This is a genomic window from Citrobacter sp. KTE30, from assembly GCF_000398825.1.
Lineage (GTDB): Bacteria > Pseudomonadota > Gammaproteobacteria > Enterobacterales > Enterobacteriaceae > Citrobacter > Citrobacter freundii.
In genome coordinates, this window is sequence record NZ_KB976056.1 from 245597 (window position 1) to 265813 (window position 20217).

Below are 20217 nucleotides of genomic sequence, written 5' to 3' on the forward strand. Positions count from 1 at the left end.
ATCCGGCACACAGAATTACATATGCGCGGCGATTAAACGCTGGTTATCCTGATACATTGCGAACAGATAGTTGTTGTAGCTCTGTCCTTTAGTGGAATAACCCTTCAGCTTATGGATCATCGCGGTAGCGGTGACTTCCTGATCGGCTTTACGCAGCTGCGCACGTGATTTACGGAAAGAAGAGTAAGCCGGGTGCGTGTTCAGGTTGATGACGTAAGCATTCACCGACTCTTTCACCGATTCAAACTGTGAGTAGCCTTTCACCTTACCTGGGGCATTGTTACAACGACCTTTGCCACATTTCATGCCAAACAGGTTGTTATTGCTACGCGCCAGCTTCGACGTACCCCAGCCGCTTTCGGCCGCAGCCATGGTTGCCACCATGCTCGTCGGGATAATGTCTACGCGCTCAAGCAGCGTATTCCACGGAATTTTACGCGTGTTGCCAGACCAGCTCACCTTGTAGCGCTTCGCGATGTCTTTCATACGCGTACGCTCAGTCGGTGACCAGCGATTCTGGTACTGTTTTGAAATCAGCCAGTTACGGTCCGCAGTAATGGCAGCATTTTGACTGGTAATATAAGGCATAACCGTCCGGAGAAACGCTTTTTTCCTTGGTGTTCCGGAAGGGTATTTTCGCAAATCAGGAAGTGAACTACTCTTTGCACTATTGCGAGAATACTCTTGTTTACTGCTAACCTGTTTATTACTTGCCTTGGTTATCTGGGGCTTGTGACTCGTTGTCGCCGTGTGTGTCTTTGCCAGCACCTCACCCGAAAATGCAACGGTGAGTAACATAAGAATCATTGCCCCATATCGTCGAATGGGAGTCAATATCATTAGGTCTCCTGGTCGGATTTATACATTCCAACACCTTATATTTTTCACAAAAATGAGAGATGAATCTCAAATCATATCAAAAATAGCCGTCAAGAGCACCCAAAGGAATAGTCCAATTCTGAAACTATGTCACGCATTAACGGTTCAAGGTGCCATTAATTCGAAGAAAATGTGGAGGTTATCGCAAAATAAGTTCATTTTTTGAACGCGATCGCTCACCCTCACTTCTCCTCCTGGCGGAATCGACTCAAAGGATGAGTTTCCAGCCTGATTTCACTGGCAAACTGGCGAAAACAGCAGCACCAAGGACAGCATTATGAAACTTGCCGCCGTTGCGCTGGCGCTCATGCCCGGCATTGCCATCGCCTCATCATGGACTTCTCAGGGACTCCCCAACTTCGAAGCGGAAGGTACGGGTAAATTCGTCAGCCATGCAGCGTTGACGAAGGGTACTCGTCCTTTAATCCTGAATTTTGACCAACAGTGCTGGCAGCCTGCTGATGCGATAAAACTCAACCAGATGCTATCGCTAAAACCGTGTGAAGGCGCGCCGCCGCAGTGGCGTTTATTCAAAGACGGCGATTACACGCTGGAAGTCGATACCCGCTCCGGAACGCCAACGTTGATGCTTTCGGTAAAAAGCGCCGCAGACCCTGTCACGACCCAGATTCGCCAGTGCCCGAAATGGGATGGTTCGCCGTTAACACTGGATGTGAGCCAGACCTTTCCGGAAGGTGCCGTGGTGCGCGATTACTACAGCAAACAAACGGCAACCGTAAAGAATGGGTCGATTACTCTACAGCCTGCCGCAGCCAGTAACGGGCTGTTGCTGCTGGAACGGGCAGAAACCGATGCCCCGGCTACTTTCGACTGGCATAACGCTACGGTGTATTTCGTTCTGACGGATCGCTTTGTAAATGGTGACCCAGGCAACGACCACAGCTACGGACGTCGCAACGACGGCATGCAGGAAATTGGCACTTTCCACGGTGGCGATTTGCGCGGACTCACCAGTAAACTCGACTACCTGCAACAGTTGGGCGTCAACGCCTTGTGGATCAGCGCACCGTTTGAGCAAATTCACGGTTGGGTCGGCGGCGGCACCAAAGGCGATTTCCCCCACTACGCTTATCACGGCTATTACACTCAGGACTGGACCACGCTCGATGCGAATATGGGTGATGAAGCTGACCTGCGTGCCCTGGTTGAGGGTGCGCACCAGCGCGGCATTCGTATCCTGTTCGATGTCGTCATGAATCATACCGGCTACGCCACGCTGGCGGATATGCAGGAGTATCAGTTTGGAGCGCTGTACTTGTCGGGCGATGAACTGAAAAACACGCTCGGTGAACGCTGGACGGACTGGAAGCCAGCCGCCGGGCAAAGCTGGCACAGCTTTAATGATTACATCAACTTCAGCGATAAAGCAGGTTGGGAAAAATGGTGGGGGAAAAACTGGATCCGTACCGATATTGGCGATTACGACAATCCTGGCTTTGACGACCTGACCATGTCACTGGCCTTCCTGCCCGATCTGAAAACCGAATCCACCACGCCTTCCGGGCTGCCAAACTTTTATCAGCACAAACCAGATACGCACGCTAAAGCTATTGCCGGTTACACGCCCCGCGATTATCTGACGCACTGGCTCAGCCAGTGGGTGCGTGATTACGGGATTGACGGCTTTCGGGTTGATACCGCCAAACACGTCGAGCTTCCCGCCTGGCAGCAATTAAAAACACAGGCCAGCGCAGCGCTGGCTGAATGGAAGAAAGCCAACCCGGATAAAGCGCTGGATGATAAACCTTTCTGGATGACCGGCGAGGCCTGGGGTCACGGCGTAATGCAAAGCGACTATTACCGTCACGGCTTTGATGCGATGATCAATTTCGACTACCAGGAGCAGGCGGCAAAGGCCGTCGATTGTCTGGCAAATATGGATGTCACCTGGCAACAAATGGCTGAAAAACTGCAGGATTTCAACGTCATGAGCTATCTCTCCTCGCACGATACGCGTCTGTTTCGCGAAGGTGGAGACAAAGCCGCCGAGCTATTGCTGCTGGCGCCTGGCGCGGTACAACTCTTTTACGGCGACGAGTCGGCCAGACCCTTTGGACCAACAGGTTCAGACCCATTGCAGGGCACGCGCTCAGAAATGAACTGGCAGGATGTGAGCGGGAAATCTGCCGCCAGCGTCGCACACTGGCAGCGCATCAGTCAGTTCCGAGCCAGACATCCCGCCATCGGCGCCGGTAAACAGACTGCGCTGACATTGAAGCAGGGATACGGATTTATCCGCGAGCATGGCGACGATAAGGTGATGGTGGTGTGGGCCGGCCAGCCCTGATCCCAACAGGCTTCCCGCTGTGCATACGGCGGGAAGCCCAACACAAAATAAAAAACCAGCCAGGCAAACATCTGCAGCACAAAACATCAATCCGGTCCGCTTCCCCTGATTTGCACCCTGCCATGGGTAGCGCTATGGTTAGCCACTTTACTACTCGGTTCGACAGACCCCCTGCTATGACATTCTCACTTTTTGGCGACAAATTTACCCGCCATTCAGGCATCACCCGCCTGATGGAGGACCTCAACGACGGTTTACGCACCCCAGGCGCCATCATGCTCGGCGGTGGTAATCCGGCGCAAATTCCAGAGATGCAAAATTACTTCCAGTCTCTGCTGACAGATATGCTGGCAAACGGCAAAGCCACTGATGCGCTTTGCAATTATGACGGTCCGCAAGGGAAAACCGAGCTCCTGTCTGAGTTGGCGAAACTGCTACGTGAGAAGCAGGGATGGGATATCGAGCCACAAAATATTGCACTGACAAATGGCAGTCAGAGCGCGTTTTTCTACTTATTCAATCTGTTCGCCGGACGCCGCGCTGACGGAACAACGCAAAAAGTGTTATTCCCATTAGCCCCGGAATACATTGGCTATGCCGATTCCGGGCTAGAAGAAGATCTTTTCGTCTCCGCACGTCCGAACATCGAACTGTTACCGGAAGGCCAGTTTAAGTATCACGTTGATTTTGAACACCTGCACATCGGTGAAGAGACGGGGATGATCTGCGTGTCACGCCCCACTAACCCGACAGGCAACGTGATCACAGACGACGAGCTGATGAAGCTGGACCGGCTGGCCAACCAGCATGGGATCCCGCTGGTGATTGATAACGCCTATGGCGTACCATTCCCTGGCATCATCTTTAGCGAAGCGCGTCCGCTGTGGAACCCCAACATTGTGCTGTGCATGAGCCTTTCCAAGCTGGGTCTGCCAGGTTCCCGCTGCGGCATCATTATCGCCAATGAAAAAATCATCACTGCGATTACCAATATGAACGGCATCATCAGTCTTGCTCCTGGCGGGATGGGACCGGCGATGATGTGCGAGATGATTAAACGTAACGATCTACTGCGCCTGTCCGAAACGGTAATTAAACCGTTTTACTATCAGCGCGTTCAGGAGACGATTGCGATTATTCGCCGCTACTTATCAGAAGATCGCTGCCTTATCCATAAACCTGAAGGCGCGATTTTCCTGTGGTTATGGTTCAAAGATTTACCGATCACCACCGAACTGTTGTATCAGCGTCTGAAAGCGCGCGGCGTACTGATGGTTCCCGGCGACTACTTCTTCCCGGGGCTGGATAAACCGTGGCCACATACCCATCAGTGCATGCGGATGAACTACGTGCCAGAACCAGAGAAAATCGAAGCTGGCGTGAAGATTCTGGCTGAAGAGATCGAACGCGCCTGGCTGGAAGGCTAACGCAAACCCGACCCAAGTGCGGGTCGGGCTCACTTCACAGCGGTTGTGAACGCAGACGCTGTCGCTGAATACTGACGGCATCAATACACTGCAACGCGCTGGTCGGGCAGGCTTCTACACACGCTGGCCCCGTCTCACGATGCCAGCACAAATCGCATTTTATCGCCTGCACCCGCGACGAACGGGCAACGACATTCATTGCCCCAAACGGGCAGGCCAGCATACAGCTTTTACAACCAATACAACGTGTCTGTTCAACGAAGATATGCCCATGTTCACGACGAATGGCGTGCGTTGGGCAAACATTCGCACAGGGAGCGTCTTCGCATTGATGGCAGGCGACCGCCGTTGTAAAGGTGTCATCTTTGATTACCCGAATCCGCGGTATAAACGCAGAAGAAGAGACCGACGCACAGTCCTGGTTTTGCTGGTGCGCGACGACGCAGGCAACTTCGCAGGTACGACACCCAATACATTTTGCCGCATCCGCCATAATAAACGCGTTCATTGCCCCCTCCCTCTGCGTAAAAACCACAGAGTGCCAGAGAGGTTGCCCCTGTCGCTTTGATCGGACAGGGGAAACGGTTAAATTTTGTCAGATGCCTGAACGACAATGGCGTTTTGCCTAATCGCGAACGCTAAAGCCCAGCTCATTGGAAATAGCCTGCGCGGTTTCCCGTAGCGGCTTGAGTAAATTCTTTTCTCCGACCTGCTTCAGTCGCGAGGTAGAGAGTGAAATCGATACCGAGTACGGCACCCGCCTATGAATATCAAACACCGGTACGGCAATGCAGGAAACGCCCAGCTCGTTCTCTTCCCGATCCATTGCCATGCTGCTTTCGCGGATCTGCGCCAATTCGTCGTACATCGCCGGTAAACCGGTAATCGTATTGCGGGTCAGCGGCTGAATAAGATCCTGATGGCTCTGCCAGTAAGATTCCACATAGTCCGGATGACCAAACGCCATATAAATTTTACCCATCGCCGAGCAATACAGCGGCATATGCTGACCAATATAAGCGCGGGTACGCAGCATGCCCGTCGTCGGCTCCAGCTTATAAATCAAAATCGCATGGTCATCTTCACGGCTTGAGAAGTTGATGGTTTCACCGGTGGCGATATTCAGCGCTTCGAGGTGCGGCGCAGCAACATGGATGATGTTCAGTGACGACAACGCCTTCTGACCCACGGCAATAAATTTGGTGGTCAGGCGATAACTCCCTGCCGCTGGCGCGGGGGTGACATACCCACAGGATTGCAGCCCTTGCAGCAGTCGATGCACAGTACTTTTGTTCAGCCCTGCCAGTTCAGACAAATGCGCCAACGGGCACCCATTCGGATAGTTACTCAGAATCTCAATCAACATCAAACCACGGAACAGGCTCTGACTTCCGGCCGGCCTCTCTTTGTCTTGCGTCATTTCACTCTCTTTTGTGCCCATCGCTTCCGCTCCCCTTTTCGTCGCGCTCTGATGGTAGCGCAAAGTGTGTTTCAGTTCACGATCTGAACCGAAAAAACACAACTATTTGATTTTGATGATTTTAAAAAATAGACCACCCCGTTGATCTGTCAAAATTTGATCGCTATATTTGAAATCAGATTTCGCATAGTGAAATTTAGAGATAAAAAAGCGATCAAATTTAAACAAGGAAACAGGAATGAAAGTCACTTTTGAGCAGTTGAAAGATGCGTTCAATCGGGTACTGCTGGCACGCGGTATCGCCGTTGAAACCGCCGATGCCTGTGCCGAAATGTTTGCGCGCACCACCGAGTCCGGCGTGTATTCGCACGGCGTGAATCGTTTTCCTCGTTTTATTCAGCAATTAGATAACGGCGACATCATTCCTGAGGCCAAACCGCAACGCATTACTAGCCTGGGAGCGATTGAACAATGGGATGCCCAGCGTTCGATCGGAAATCTGACGGCGAAAAAGATGATGGACAGAGCCATTGAGCTGGCCTCCGATCACGGTATTGGCCTGGTCGCACTGCGTAACGCCAACCACTGGATGCGCGGCGGCAGCTATGGCTGGCAGGCGGCGGAGAAAGGTTACATCGGTATCTGCTGGACTAACTCGATTGCCGTCATGCCGCCGTGGGGTTCGAAAGAGTGCCGCATTGGTACTAACCCGTTGATCGTCGCGATCCCCTCATCGCCAATCACCATGGTTGATATGTCGATGTCGATGTTCTCCTACGGCATGCTGGAAGTGAATCGCCTGGCCGGTCGCGAACTGCCGGTAGATGGTGGCTTTGATGATGAAGGCAATCTCACTAAAGAGCCGGGCGTTATCGAAAAAAACCGCCGCATTTTACCAATGGGTTACTGGAAAGGTTCAGGTCTGTCGATTGTGCTGGATATGATCGCCACCCTGCTTTCAGACGGTTCTTCCGTGGCCGAGGTCACCCAGGACAACAGCGATGAATATGGCGTTTCACAGATTTTCATCGCCATTGAAGTAGACAAGCTGATCGATGGCGCCACCCGTGATGCCAAGCTACAGCGGATTATGGATTTCATCACCTCCGCCGAACGCGCCGATGAAAACACACCTGTCCGCCTGCCGGGCCACGAGTTTACAAAGCTGCTGGAAGAAAACCGCCGCAACGGTATCACCGTTGACGACAGCGTCTGGGCAAAAATTCAGGCCCTGTAAGGAGCAACACCATGATCTTCGGACATATCGCTCAGCCTAACCCATGTCGATTACCCGCGGCGATTGAAAGGGCGCTCGACTTTCTGCGCAGCACAGACTTCCGCAATCTGGAACCGGGCGTGGTAGAAATCGACGGTAAAAATATCTTCGCGCAGGTTATCGATTTAACCACGCGTGACGTTGCCGAAAATCGCCCGGAGGTGCATCGCCGCTACCTGGATATTCAATTTCTGGCCTGGGGCGAAGAGAAAATCGGGATCGCGATTGATACCGGGAATAACCAAATCAGCGAATCGTTATTAGAACAGCGCGATATTATTTTTTATCACGCCAGCGAACATGAATCTTTCATTGAAATGATTCCGGGAAGCTACGCCATATTTTTCCCGCAGGATGTTCACCGTCCTGCATGTCATAAAACTGTCGCCACGGCGATCCGCAAAATAGTTGTGAAGGTTGCTATTTCAGTTTTATAAAAGGAGCACAACATGAGCGTTAATAATGCCGGTTATATTATCGGTGCGTACCCCTGTGCACCCTCATTTCACCAAAAGAGTGAAGAGGAAGAGAAGGAATTCTGGCGACAGCTCGCCGATACTCCGGATATTCGCGGTCTGGAGCAGCCCTGCCTTGAACATCTTCACCCGTTAGGCGACGAATGGTTATTACGTCATACGCCGGGCGACTGGCAAATCGTGGTCACCGCCATTATGGAAACCATGCGCCGTCGCGCCGCAAACAGCGCTTTTGGGCTGGCCTCCAGCGACGAAGAACAGCGTAAAGCCTGCGTGGCGTATTACCGTCATCTGCAGCAGAAAATCAACCATATCAATACGGCACACGCCGGAAAAGTGATTGCGCTGGAACTGCATGCCGCCCCCAATGCCAGCAACCCAAATGTTGCACAGGCCACCGACGCGTTTGCCCGTTCGCTGAAAGAGATTACCTCCTGGGACTGGTCCTGCGATCTGGTGCTGGAACATTGCGACGCCATGACCGGCATTGCGCCGCGCAAAGGCTTTCTGCCGTTGGACAACGTGCTGGAGGTCATTGCCGGGTATGACATCAGCCTGTGCATTAACTGGGCGCGATCGACCATTGAAGGGCAGAACCCCGCCCTGGCGCTGGCCCACACGCAGCAGGCCAAACGGGCTGGAAAACTGGGCGCGCTGATGTTCTCCGGTACCACGCTTGCGGGGGAATACGGCGAATGGCAGGACTTACACGCGCCGTTTGCCCCATTCTGCCCACAAAGCCTGATGACCACCGACTATGCCCGCGAACTATTCGCCTGCGCAGAAGCCGAACCATTGCAATTTGCCGGTATTAAATTGCTGGAAATAAATGCCAATGCAGATGTGAACCATCGCGTAGCAATATTGCGCGACGGTATCGCCGCATTAAATAAAGCAAAACTATAAAAATAAAATACTACTCTACGAGAATATTAATATGAACATGACCTCTCGCCCTACACTCAAAGATATACCCCGTCAGCGCTGGCTGCGGATTATTCCACCTATTCTCATCGCCTGTATTATTTCTTATATGGACCGCGTCAATATCGCTTTCGCGATGCCGGGCGGAATGGATGAGGAATTAGGTATTTCCGCCACCATGGCAGGACTGGCTGGCGGTATTTTCTTTATCGGTTATCTGTTTTTACAGGTTCCCGGCGGAAAAATTGCCGTTCACGGCAGCGGCAAGAAATTTATCGGCTGGTCGCTGGTTGCCTGGGCGGTTATTTCCGTCCTCACGGGGTTAATCACTAATCAGTACCAACTGCTGGTTCTGCGCTTTTTACTCGGCGTTGCCGAAGGCGGCATGCTGCCGGTGGTGCTGACGATGATCAGTAACTGGTTCCCCGACGCCGAGCGTGGTCGCGCCAATGCGATTGTGATTATGTTTGTGCCGATTGCCGGGATCATTACCGCCCCGCTCTCGGGCTGGATTATCACCGTTCTCGACTGGCGCTGGCTGTTCATCATTGAAGGTTTGCTTTCCGTCGTTGTACTGGTGTTGTGGGCCTATACCGTTTACGACCGTCCGCAGGAGGCGCGCTGGATCTCTGAGGCCGAGAAAAATTACCTGGTCGAAACGCTGGCCGCCGAGCAAAAAGCCATTGCCGGAACGGAAGTCAAAAATGCCTCTCTGGGCGCGGTGCTTTCCGATAAAACCATGTGGCAGCTCATCGCGCTGAACTTCTTCTATCAGACCGGGATTTACGGTTACACCCTGTGGCTGCCGACCATCCTCAAAGAGTTGACGCACAGCAGCATGGGACAGGTCGGTATGCTCGCCATTCTGCCGTACGTCGGGGCCATTGCCGGGATGTTCCTGTTCTCTTCTCTCTCTGACCGCACCGGTAAACGCAAGCTGTTCGTCTGCCTGCCGTTGATTGGCTTTGCCCTGTGCATGTTCCTTTCCGTGGCGCTGAAAAATAACGTCTGGCTGGCTTATGCCGCGCTGGTCGGCTGCGGCTTCTTCCTGCAATCGGCAGCGGGCGTGTTCTGGACCATTCCGGCGCGTTTGTTCAGTGCGGAAATGGCCGGTGGCGCGCGTGGAGTCATCAACGCGCTGGGCAACCTCGGCGGCTTCTGCGGTCCTTATGCGGTCGGCGTACTCATCACCCTGTATAGCAAAGATGCGGGGGTTTACTGCCTGGCTATCTCACTGGCTCTGGCCGCGCTGATGGCGCTGCTGCTGCCAGCCAAATGCGACGCCGGTGCCGCTCCGCTAAAGACACTGAATCCACATAAACGTACAGCGTAAAACAATGCCCGGTGGCGCTGCGCTTACCGGGCCTACAGGTAGCAACCGTCCCAGGCCGGATAAGCGCAGCGCCATCCGGCAAAAATGAGATAACAAGATGAGTGAGAAAGAGACCTTCTGGCTGGGTATTGATTGTGGCGGTACGTATCTGAAAGCTGGGTTGTATGACGCCAAAGGTCATGAACATGGCATTAACCGGCAATCGTTGCAGACCGCATCGCCATTGCCCGGTTACGCCGAACGCGATATGCACCAGTTGTGGCAACAGTGTGTAGCCACGATCGCCGGGCTGTTAGCGCGCACCGGCGTCTGCGGCGATCAAATCAAAGGCGTCGGTATTTCCGCTCAGGGCAAAGGCCTGTTCCTTCTCGATAAGCAGGATAAACCGCTGGGCAATGCCATCCTCTCTTCCGACCGCCGGGCGATGGATATCGTTCAGCGCTGGCAGCAGGATGGGATCCCTGAGCAGCTCTACCCGGTCACCCGCCAGACATTGTGGACCGGGCATCCGGCATCATTGCTGCGCTGGGTGAAAGAGAATCAACCTCACCGTTACGCGCAAATTGGCTGCGTCATGATGGGCCATGACTATCTGCGCTGGTGCTTAACCGGCGTCAAAGGCTGTGAAGAGAGCAATATCTCCGAGTCGAACCTCTACAACATGACTTCGGGTCAGTACGACTCGCGCCTGACCCAGTGGCTGGGCATCAGTGAGATCGACAATGCGCTACCACCGATTGTCGGTTCAGCAGAAATATGCGGGGAAATCACCGCTCAGACAGCCGCCATAACCGGTCTGGCGGCGGGCACGCCCGTCGTCGGCGGACTGTTTGATGTGGTTTCCACCGCACTCTGCGCCGGTATCGAAGATGAATACACCCTCAACGCGGTGATGGGTACCTGGGCCGTCACCAGCGGGATCGCTCACGGTCTGCGCAACCACGAGGCCCATCCCTATGTTTATGGGCGCTATGTCAACGACGGGCAGTACATCGTTCACGAAGCCAGCCCGACCTCTTCCGGCAATCTGGAATGGTTTACCGCCCAGTGGGGCGAACTCTCTTTTGCTGAGATCAATCAGGCCGTCGCCAGCTTACCGAAAGCCGGTAGCGAGCTTTTCTTCCTGCCCTTTTTGTACGGCAGCAACGCCGGGCTGGAGATGACCAGCGGCTTTTATGGCATGCAGGCAATACACACTCGCGCCCACTTATTACAGGCCATCTACGAAGGCGTGGTTTTTAGCCACATGACCCACCTCAACCGCATGCGCGAACGTTTTACGAAGGCGCATACCCTGCGCGTCACCGGCGGTCCGGCGCACTCCGACATCTGGATGCAAATGCTGGCAGACGTCAGCGGTTTACGTATCGAATTGCCGCAGATTGAAGAGACCGGTTGCTTTGGCGCTGCGCTCGCCGCCCGCGTCGGCACCGGCGTTTATTCCAACTTCAGCGACGCCCAGCGCAGCCTACAGCACCCGGTGCGCACGCTATTGCCGGACGCCGCCGCGCAGTCGAGCTACCAGCGTAAATACCGCCAATACCTGGATTTAATTACCGCACTACAGGGCTACCACGCCCGCATTAAGGAGCACGAATGATGAGTCGACCATTACTGCAACTGGCGCTCGACCACACCAGCCTTGAAGCCGCACAACGCGACGTCGCGCTGCTACAAGAGAACGTCGATATCGTTGAAGCGGGGACGATTCTCTGCTTAACCGAAGGGCTGAGCGCCGTGAAAGCACTGCGTGCCCAGTGCCCGAATAAAATCATCGTCGCCGACTGGAAAGTGGCCGATGCGGGCGAAACCCTCGCGCAGCAAGCCTTTGGAGCAGGTGCAAACTGGATGACCATTATCTGTGCTGCGCCGCTGGCGACGGTAGAGAAAGGTCATGGCATCGCGCAGTCCTGCGGCGGCGAAATTCAGATGGAGCTGTTCGGCAACTGGACGCTGGATGATGCCCGCGACTGGTATCGCGTTGGCGTTCGTCAGGCGATTTACCATCGTGGCCGCGATGCTCAGGCCAGCGGACAACAGTGGGGAGAAGCAGACCTGGCGCGCATGAAGGCGCTTTCTGATATTGGTCTGGAACTGTCGATTACCGGTGGGATCACGCCCGCCGATCTGTCGTTGTTTCGCGATATTAACGTCAAAGCTTTTATTGCCGGGCGCGCGCTGGCGGGAGCGCAAAACCCAGCGCAGGTTGCTGGCGAATTCCATGCGCAAATCGACGCCATCTGGGGAACACAGCATGCGTAATCATCCATTAGGTATCTATGAAAAAGCGCTGGCGAAAGACCTCTCCTGGCCGGAACGGCTGGTGCTGGCAAAAAGCTGCGGTTTTGATTTCGTCGAGATGTCGGTGGATGAAACCGATGAACGTCTGTCGCGTCTCGACTGGAGTCCGGCTCAGCGCGCATCGCTGGTGAGCGCGATGCTGGAAACCGGCGTGGCGATCCCATCAATGTGCTTGTCCGCCCACCGTCGTTTTCCCTTTGGCAGCCGCGATGAAGCCGTGCGTGAGCGGGCGCGAGAAATAATGAGCAAAGCCATTCGTCTGGCGCGCGATCTGGGTATCCGCACTATTCAACTGGCTGGTTACGACGTCTATTACGAAGAACATGACGCAGGAACGCAGCAGCGCTTTGCCGAAGGGCTGGCATGGGCAGTCGAGCAAGCCGCTGCCGCGCAGGTGATGCTGGCGGTAGAAATCATGGATACCGCGTTTATGAACTCGATCAGCAAGTGGAAAAAGTGGGATGAAATGCTGTCATCGCCGTGGTTCACCGTTTATCCGGACGTGGGCAACCTCAGCGCCTGGGGGAATGACGTCACTGCCGAATTGACGCTGGGCATTGACCGCATCGCTGCTATCCATCTGAAAGACACGCTGCCGGTAACCGAAACTCATCCGGGCCAGTTTCGCGATGTGCCGTTTGGCGAAGGGTGCGTGGACTTTGTTGGCATCTTCAAAACGCTGCATCAGCTGAACTATCGCGGGTCGTTTCTGATTGAAATGTGGACTGAAAAAGCGAAGGAGCCGGTACTGGAAATTATCCAGGCACGGCGCTGGATAGAAGCACGCATGCAGGAAGGAGGATTTCCATGTTAGAACAACTGAAAGCCGAGGTGCTGGCGGCAAACCTGGCGCTCCCGGCTCATGGCTTAGTCACCTTTACCTGGGGCAACGTCAGCGCAGTGGATGAAACACGTAAACTGATGGTGATTAAGCCATCCGGCGTGGAATATGAGGTGATGACCGCCGACGACATGGTGGTAGTGGATATTGCCAGCGGCAACGTAGTGGAAGGCAACAAAAAACCGTCGTCCGACACGCCAACCCATCTGGCGCTGTATCGTCGTTATCCACAGATCGGCGGGATCGTCCATACCCATTCTCGCCACGCGACAATCTGGTCGCAGGCGGGTCTGGATCTCCCTGCATGGGGCACCACGCATGCCGATTATTTCTATGGTTCTATTCCGTGTACGCGTCTAATGACCGCTGAAGAGATCAACGGCGAATATGAATATCAAACCGGAGAGGTGATCATTCAGACCTTCGAGCAGCGCGATCTCAATCCACTGCAGGTTCCGGCGGTATTGGTGCACTCCCACGGACCGTTCGCCTGGGGTAAAGACGCCGCAGACGCGGTGCATAACGCTGTGGTGCTCGAAGAGTGCGCCTACATGGGGTTGTTCTCTCGCCAGTTAGCCCCGCAGTTGCCGGATATGCAGTCTGAGTTGCTGGATAAACATTATCTGCGCAAACACGGGGCGAATGCGTATTACGGACAATAACGGGTCAGGCGCTATTGATATGTTCTTTGCAATAGCGCCGTTTCCACGCCGCGGGCGTCAGGCTGGTGTGCTTGTGGAATATTTTGCGAAAATAACCCACATCATTAAATCCACATTTCATCGCCACCTCGGTTAGCGACAGCGAATCGCTGATTAACAGTTTTTCTGCCGCCCTTACCCGCTGACGGTGCAACGCTTCGGTTAGCGTCAGCCGGAAAGCGCCACGGAAAACGCGCCCCAGATAATCCGCATTGCAATGCAGCTCTTTCGCCAACGTTGAGGCGGAAATCGGCAGGTGGAACCGGGTGTGAATGATTTGCTGCGCTTTCCAGGCCAACGCATTCCCGGGGCTGTCGACAGGTTGCTCGCTGGCGGCTGCGGATATTTGCTGCAAAATCAGCAGCAGGATCAGTTCCAGCGCCATGCTGCGATGAATATTTTCCTGCTCGCGTAAGAACTGGCGAAACAGCGAAATAATATATTGGGGCTCGCCCACCCGGGTATGTTGAGGGATAGCAAGTAACGGTTCCGTTATTGATGCGTCGTTTTCTGCCGTCACCTCAAAATGCAGCCAGTAAAATTTCAAATCAGCCGGAAATTGCCCAACGCCAATATGCAAGCGCTGCGGCCACAGCAGCAAACTTTCTCCGGCATTCACGCAAAAAACTGTCTGGCCTTCGCGAATCGTTAATGTCCCTTTTTCAACAAAGATAATTTCCCAGGATTGCAATCGTCGCGCAGGATGACTGCCCACGCCCCGGGAAATAAATAGCCCACCATTTTGCACTTTAATCGGAAGAGACATGGATAATTCGAGCATATATATTCAAATTCCCGCTTTCTACATTATTTAAACCGATCTTTATCATTGATTATTCACGATAAACCTGCTTTCCGCCGGATCGAAATCACATTTTTATAATGAAGTCGGAATTGTCATCTTTTTATATTTTTCTCTTCCCTTGTTGACCCAAACATTTCGTGCAGAATAAATAACGTATTTTGCAAATTACAAACAAATAACCCGCAACGTAGCGGGATACTTTCTGAACATCCTCTCCGGGAGTTATTTATGACTTCGGCTCCGATTACAACATCTGATTTGGCACAGCGTGCCCAGGACGACAAATTATCCCTGCGTGAAAAAATTGGTTATGGACTAGGCGATGCTGGCGGGACAGTAATTACCTGCCTGATCATGAACTTCCTGACATTTTTCTACACCGATGTCTTCGGGTTAACGCCTGCGCTGGTCGGCACATTATTTATTGCCCTGCGTGTATTTGACGCCATTTCCGACCCCATCATGGGTGTGCTAGCCGACCGTACGCAAAGCCGCTGGGGGCGCTTTCGCCCGTGGCAACTGTGGGTTGCGATTCCGATCGGTATTATTGGCGTGCTCACTTTTACCGTCCCGGACGCCAGCATGGGGGTCAAGATCGCCTGGGCATTCGGCACCTATCTCCTGCTCTCTGTCGGCTATACCGCCATCAACGTACCGTATTGTGCGCTGATCAACACCATGACGACCCGCCATAACGAGGTGATCGCCTGTCAGTCCTGGCGCTTTGTGCTGTGCGGCGTGGCGGGATTCCTGGTTTCCGTTGGTCTGCCGTGGATGGTGGATATTCTGGGTCAGGGCAATGCCGCACAGGGTTATCAGTTTGGCGTGGGCATCCTGTGTGCCATCGCGGTGGTGATGTTCCTGTGCTGTTTCTTCTGGGTTCGCGAGCGTGTACCGCTGGCGATGATGGGGAAATTTACCCTGCGTGAACACATTGGAGGGCTGCGCAAAAACGATCAGCTATTGTTGATGCTGGTAATGTCTTTCCTGCTGATCAACGTCTTTAATATTCGCGGCGGCGGGTACATGTATTTTATTACCTACGTGCTGGAAGGCAGCACCGCCTATACGTCGCTGTTTTTCACCATGGTCACTTTCGCGTCCATCATCGGTTCAGTGATTGTCAGCCCCCTGACCCGCCGCATCGATACCGTCAAACTCTATTACTACACCAATCTGGTGCTGACGGCTCTGGCGATACTGATGTGGTTCCTGCCAACCGGCCCGGCTTATCAGACGCTGTGGCTGGCAGTCATCCTCGGTAACGGCATTATTTTAGGCTTCACGCTGCCGTTGCACTTCTCACTGATGGCCTTCGCCGACGATTACGGCGAGTGGAAAACCGGCGTACGTTCCTCCGGCATGAATTTCGCCTTCAATCTGTTTTTCATCAAGCTGGCCTGGGCCTCAAGTGCGGGGATCATCAGCCTGCTGTTTATTTTTGTCGCCTATCAGCCAGGCGCTGGTAACCAAACCGCCAGCTCGCTGCAAGGAATTACCGCGATGGAGACGCTGCTTCCCGCACTGTTCCACCTGCTGTTGGCGCTGTCCATCCGCATCTGCAAACTCAATAATCCGATGATGTCGCGCATTGCCACCGATCTGCGTCAGCGTCATGTACAGCCTTAAGGAGCACGAAATGAACGTACTGGAAGTCGACCTGCATAAGCTCACCGTCAGCGATCCGTTCCTCGGACAATATCAGCAGTTGGTGCGTGACGTGGTGATCCCCTATCAATGGGATGCGCTCAATGACCGCATTGCAGAGGCGGAACCAAGTCATGCGATAGAGAATTTCCGTATCGCCGCGGGCCTGCAGGATGGCGAATTTTACGGCATGGTTTTTCAGGATAGCGACGTAGCAAAGTGGCTGGAGGCCGTTGCCTGGTCCCTGTGCCAGAAACCCGATGCGGAACTTGAAAAAACGGCCGATGAAGTCATTGAACTGGTGGCGGCCGCCCAGTGTGAAGACGGCTATCTCAATACGTACTTCACAGTGAAAGCACCGGATGAACGCTGGACCAACCTCGCCGAGTGTCATGAGTTGTACTGTGCAGGTCATTTGATCGAAGCAGGCGTCGCGTTCTTTCAGGCGACGGGTAAACGCCGTCTGTTAGAGGTGGTGTGTCGCCTGGCAGATCACATCGACAGCGTATTTGGACTCAGGGAGAATCAACTGCGCGGCTACCCAGGACACCCGGAAATCGAACTGGCTTTAATGCGCTTATACGAAGTGACCCAGCAACCACGCTATATGGCGCTGGTAAATTACTTTGTGGAACAGCGCGGCGCACAGCCCCATTTCTATGACGAAGAGTACGAAAAGCGCGGCCAAACCTCTTACTGGCATACTTACGGTCCGGCATGGATGGTGAAGGATAAACCCTATAGCCAGGCTCATCAGCCCATTTCAGAACAGCAAACGGCGATCGGGCATGCGGTGCGCTTTGTCTACCTGATGACCGGCGTCGCTCATCTGGCACGCTTAAGCCAGGACGAAGGCAAGCGTCAGGATTGCCTGCGTCTGTGGAAAAACATGGCCCAGCGCCAGTTGTACATTACCGGCGGGATCGGTTCACAAAGCAGCGGCGAGGCGTTTAGTTGCGATTACGATCTGCCCAACGACTCCGTGTATGCGGAAAGCTGCGCCTCTATCGGCCTGATGATGTTCGCCCGCAGAATGCTGGAAATGGAAGCCGACAGCCAGTATGCCGACGTGATGGAGCGCGCCCTGTATAATACCGTATTGGGCGGGATGGCGCTCGATGGCAAGCACTTCTTCTATGTGAACCCGCTGGAAGTACATCCTAAATCATTAAAATTCAATCATATTTATGACCACGTGAAACCCGTTCGTCAGCGCTGGTTTGGCTGCGCCTGTTGCCCGCCGAATATCGCCCGCGTGCTAACCTCAATTGGCCACTACATCTATACACCGCGTCAGGACGCGCTGTATATCAATATGTACGTGGGCAATAGCATGGAGGTCCCTGTTGTAAACGGCTCGCTTAAACTGCGTATTAGCGGAGATTACCCATGGCATGAGCAGGTAAAAATCACCATCGAATCACCGCGGTCGGTTTATCACACTCTGGCTCTGCGCCTGCCAGACTGGTGCTCCGCGCCGCAGGTTTTGTTGAATGGTCAGCCGGTTGAGCAGGATATTCGCAAAGGCTATTTGCACATCAGTCGAACCTGGCAGGAAGGCGATACGCTCAGTTTGACCCTGCCAATGCCGGTGCGTCGGGTATACGGAAATCCATTAGTGCGTCATGTTGCCGGTAAGGTCGCCATTCAGCGTGGGCCACTGGTATATTGCCTGGAGCAGGCCGACAACGGCGAGGAATTGCATAATCTGTGGTTGCCAAAAGAGAGTGAGTTCAGAGTATTCGAAGGTAAGGGATTGTTCAGCCATAAAATGTTAATTCAGGCTGAAGGTGTGAAGCAAAGTGCAGCCGATGCAGCACAACAATCGTTGTGGCACTACGATGTTTCCCCAACTTCGCGTCAGGCGCATACATTGACGTTTATTCCGTGGTTTAGCTGGGCAAACCGTGGTGAAGGCGAAATGCGTATCTGGATAAACGAGCAGTAATTAAACCGTGCCGGATGGCGACGCTTCACGTCTTATCCGGCCTACAACACCTATCCACGTAGGCCTGATAAGCGAAGCGCCATCAGGCACGTATTTAAATCAGAAACGCCAGGTCAGACCGGACATAAAGGTAAAGCTGTCATCGCGATCAACCATCGGGCTATTTTTAATGTCATCCGGCAGTGCGCTATAATTGGCGCTTGCCAGCAGCGTCAGGTTAGTGGTCAATGCGTATTTAGCGGACAGGCCAACATACGGTGTCCAGCTATCGCCTGGGGAATAGCTTGATAAGCCACTACGACGGGACTCATTACCCGATATGCCGTAGTAGTATTCATTGAAGTTTTCGTCATAGTAGAGCACGCCTATCGATGGCGTCAGCGTCAGCTTGCCCATCGGCATTGGACGGAACAGTGAAACTTCCCCTACCCAGCCATTACTGTTGTCCAGCACATCCGCAGCGGCGGAGACTTTCACGCTACCCCATCTTTCATGGTGATACCACGCGGCACCCGCCATTGCAGTTGCGTCACGCTTATCCAGCTTTTTCATCGCATGATCGTCATTATCGCCGGGATCAAACTCAAGCGGCATATAAGAGGCAGTAATACTAAATTCATTACTTTCACTCTTAGACAAAATATAACCTAGCGTTGTTTGCCTAAAATAAAATGATTCACTTTCGTAACTGACTAGCGGTACTGCGTGAACATTATCATTATACCCGCGATAAGGTGATTCATTATATACAGCACCAGCGCCAATTGAAAACTCTGCGGCAGTTGCACTCGCCATAAAAGAAAAGGCGAGCAGCGCCACAATATTGTGTTTAATTAACATGCCAACATTCCATTTTAAAATAAGCTACAAAACTGGTGCATAATAATGCTTACAATTTCATCGATGCAAGGTTCATATTTATATAGTAATATATAAAAAATTATATATATTGGGCTTGGCGATGAATAAATTACAACTTAAACACCGGGAGCTGAAGATTATTTCGGTAATCGCTGCCAGTGAAAATATCAGTCATGCCGCGACTGTTCTCGGCATCGCACAGGCCAACGTCAGTAAATATCTTGCTGATTTTGAATCAAAAGTTGGATTAAAGGTGTTTGACCGCACCACCCGGCAACTGACCCTCACGCCGTTTGGTATAGCGTTACTTCCTTACATCAATGACATGTTAGACAGAAACGAGCAGTTAAATAATTTCATTGCTGATTATAAGCACGAGAAACGTGGAAAAGTAACGGTATATGCACCAACCGGAATTATCGCTTACTTATCGCAACATGTTATTGCAAAAATTATGGATATTGGCGATATCAGTCTGGTGCTAAAAACCTATAACCTGGAACGTAAAGCCTTTTATGAAGGAGTCGAATTTCCTGATGACTGTGATGTTTTAATTACTTATGCACATCCAAAAGATGAATCTTTGGTCGCCAGTTTTATTACCAAATATGTAGTTACCGCTTTCGCCAGTAATCAATATCTGGCCCAACATCCCATCAGCACTCCTGAAGAACTTGAGCATCACTCCTGTATTCTGATTGATTCCATGATGATTGATGATGCTAACATTTGGCGATTCTCCTCCCCCGGAGGTAAAGAGATGCATGACTATCGCGTAACGGGTAATTATGTTTGCGACAATACGCAATCTGCGCTGTCGTTGGCGCGAAACCATCTGGGCATTGTTTTTGCACCCAAGGCGAGCGTACAAAAAGAAAGTCAGCCTAACGGGCTGGTTCCGTGTTTCTCCGGACAGCATGAATGGTGGCTGGATCTGGTGGCGATTTTCCGCAAACGTGAATATCAGCCATGGCGGGTACAGTTTATTCTTGATGAGATGTTGGCGGAGATTCGCCGGCAACTTGCTCAGTCGCTGGATCAGCAGACTGAGCAAGCAAAATAGCCTGAGT

18 protein-coding genes are annotated in these 20217 nt (G+C 52.8%); 13 read left to right on the plus strand and 5 right to left on the minus strand.

Annotated elements, in window-relative coordinates; all coding sequences use genetic code 11:
* Window positions 1-15: 15 nt before the first annotated feature.
* A complete protein-coding gene (locus tag WC1_RS02235; RefSeq protein ID WP_003024247.1) occupies window positions 16-840 on the minus strand; it encodes a protein bax in 825 nt (274 codons plus the stop codon).
* A 316-nt stretch (window positions 841-1156) separates the two neighbouring features.
* Between WC1_RS02235 and malS the strand changes: the two genes are divergently transcribed.
* Complete coding sequence (malS, locus tag WC1_RS02230) at window positions 1157-3187, plus strand: alpha-amylase (RefSeq protein ID WP_016151151.1); 2031 nt, start codon at window positions 1157-1159, stop codon at window positions 3185-3187.
* Between the two features lie 176 nt (window positions 3188-3363).
* Window positions 3364-4614 (plus strand): valine--pyruvate transaminase, encoded by a 1251-nt coding sequence (gene avtA / locus WC1_RS02225; protein WP_003837697.1) that lies wholly within the window; start codon window positions 3364-3366, stop codon window positions 4612-4614.
* A gap of 34 nt (window positions 4615-4648) precedes the next feature.
* On the opposite strand, the gene WC1_RS02220 is transcribed toward avtA, so the two are convergent.
* On the minus strand, window positions 4649-5122 hold the full coding sequence (locus WC1_RS02220) for a 4Fe-4S dicluster domain-containing protein (RefSeq protein ID WP_003024240.1): 474 nt from the start codon (window positions 5120-5122) through the stop codon (window positions 4649-4651).
* A 117-nt stretch (window positions 5123-5239) separates the two neighbouring features.
* A complete protein-coding gene (yiaJ, locus tag WC1_RS02215; RefSeq protein ID WP_016151152.1) occupies window positions 5240-6055 on the minus strand; it encodes an IclR family transcriptional regulator YiaJ in 816 nt (271 codons plus the stop codon).
* Between the two features lie 217 nt (window positions 6056-6272).
* Here yiaJ and yiaK point away from each other — a divergent pair, with 217 nt between their 5' ends.
* From yiaK to araD, 8 genes are all read left to right on the plus strand, one after another.
* The gene (yiaK, locus tag WC1_RS02210; RefSeq protein ID WP_003024235.1) at window positions 6273-7271 is read left to right on the plus strand and encodes a 3-dehydro-L-gulonate 2-dehydrogenase; all 999 of its coding nucleotides are present in this window, start codon (window positions 6273-6275) and stop codon (window positions 7269-7271) included.
* 11 nt (window positions 7272-7282) lie between these two features.
* Window positions 7283-7747: a YhcH/YjgK/YiaL family protein gene (locus WC1_RS02205; protein ID WP_016151153.1), complete on the plus strand. Its 465-nt coding sequence runs from the start codon at window positions 7283-7285 to the stop codon at window positions 7745-7747.
* Between the two features lie 12 nt (window positions 7748-7759).
* Complete coding sequence (locus WC1_RS02200) at window positions 7760-8692, plus strand: DUF4862 family protein (protein ID WP_016151154.1); 933 nt, start codon at window positions 7760-7762, stop codon at window positions 8690-8692.
* Between the two features lie 31 nt (window positions 8693-8723).
* Window positions 8724-10043 carry an MFS transporter gene (locus tag WC1_RS02195; protein ID WP_003837687.1) on the plus strand — a complete coding sequence of 440 codons (1320 nt, stop codon included), beginning with the start codon at window positions 8724-8726 and terminating at the stop codon, window positions 10041-10043.
* Between the two features lie 97 nt (window positions 10044-10140).
* Complete coding sequence (locus WC1_RS02190; RefSeq protein WP_016151155.1) at window positions 10141-11643, plus strand: FGGY-family carbohydrate kinase; 1503 nt, start codon at window positions 10141-10143, stop codon at window positions 11641-11643.
* Window positions 11643-12305 carry a 3-keto-L-gulonate-6-phosphate decarboxylase UlaD gene (ulaD, locus tag WC1_RS02185; RefSeq protein ID WP_003837682.1) on the plus strand — a complete coding sequence of 221 codons (663 nt, stop codon included), beginning with the start codon at window positions 11643-11645 and terminating at the stop codon, window positions 12303-12305. Before WC1_RS02190 ends, ulaD begins: the two co-directional genes overlap by 1 nt.
* The gene (locus WC1_RS02180) at window positions 12298-13158 is read left to right on the plus strand and encodes an L-ribulose-5-phosphate 3-epimerase (RefSeq protein ID WP_003024218.1); all 861 of its coding nucleotides are present in this window, start codon (window positions 12298-12300) and stop codon (window positions 13156-13158) included. Before ulaD ends, WC1_RS02180 begins: the two co-directional genes overlap by 8 nt.
* The gene (gene araD / locus WC1_RS02175; protein WP_003024215.1) at window positions 13152-13847 is read left to right on the plus strand and encodes an L-ribulose-5-phosphate 4-epimerase; all 696 of its coding nucleotides are present in this window, start codon (window positions 13152-13154) and stop codon (window positions 13845-13847) included. Before WC1_RS02180 ends, araD begins: the two co-directional genes overlap by 7 nt.
* Before the next feature lie 4 nt (window positions 13848-13851).
* Here the strand turns inward: araD and WC1_RS02170 are convergent, their stop codons facing one another.
* The gene (locus tag WC1_RS02170) at window positions 13852-14667 is read right to left on the minus strand and encodes a helix-turn-helix domain-containing protein (protein ID WP_003844563.1); all 816 of its coding nucleotides are present in this window, start codon (window positions 14665-14667) and stop codon (window positions 13852-13854) included.
* Between the two features lie 252 nt (window positions 14668-14919).
* Between WC1_RS02170 and WC1_RS02165 the strand changes: the two genes are divergently transcribed.
* Complete coding sequence (locus tag WC1_RS02165; RefSeq protein WP_003837680.1) at window positions 14920-16320, plus strand: MFS transporter; 1401 nt, start codon at window positions 14920-14922, stop codon at window positions 16318-16320.
* A gap of 10 nt (window positions 16321-16330) precedes the next feature.
* Window positions 16331-18286: a glycoside hydrolase family 127 protein gene (locus WC1_RS02160; RefSeq protein ID WP_016151157.1), complete on the plus strand. Its 1956-nt coding sequence runs from the start codon at window positions 16331-16333 to the stop codon at window positions 18284-18286.
* A 99-nt stretch (window positions 18287-18385) separates the two neighbouring features.
* Here the strand turns inward: WC1_RS02160 and WC1_RS02155 are convergent, their stop codons facing one another.
* On the minus strand, window positions 18386-19126 hold the full coding sequence (locus WC1_RS02155; RefSeq protein ID WP_003024206.1) for a MipA/OmpV family protein: 741 nt from the start codon (window positions 19124-19126) through the stop codon (window positions 18386-18388).
* Between the two features lie 121 nt (window positions 19127-19247).
* Here WC1_RS02155 and WC1_RS02150 point away from each other — a divergent pair, with 121 nt between their 5' ends.
* A complete protein-coding gene (locus WC1_RS02150; RefSeq protein WP_003844559.1) occupies window positions 19248-20210 on the plus strand; it encodes a LysR family transcriptional regulator in 963 nt (320 codons plus the stop codon).
* Window positions 20211-20217 lie beyond the last annotated feature (7 nt).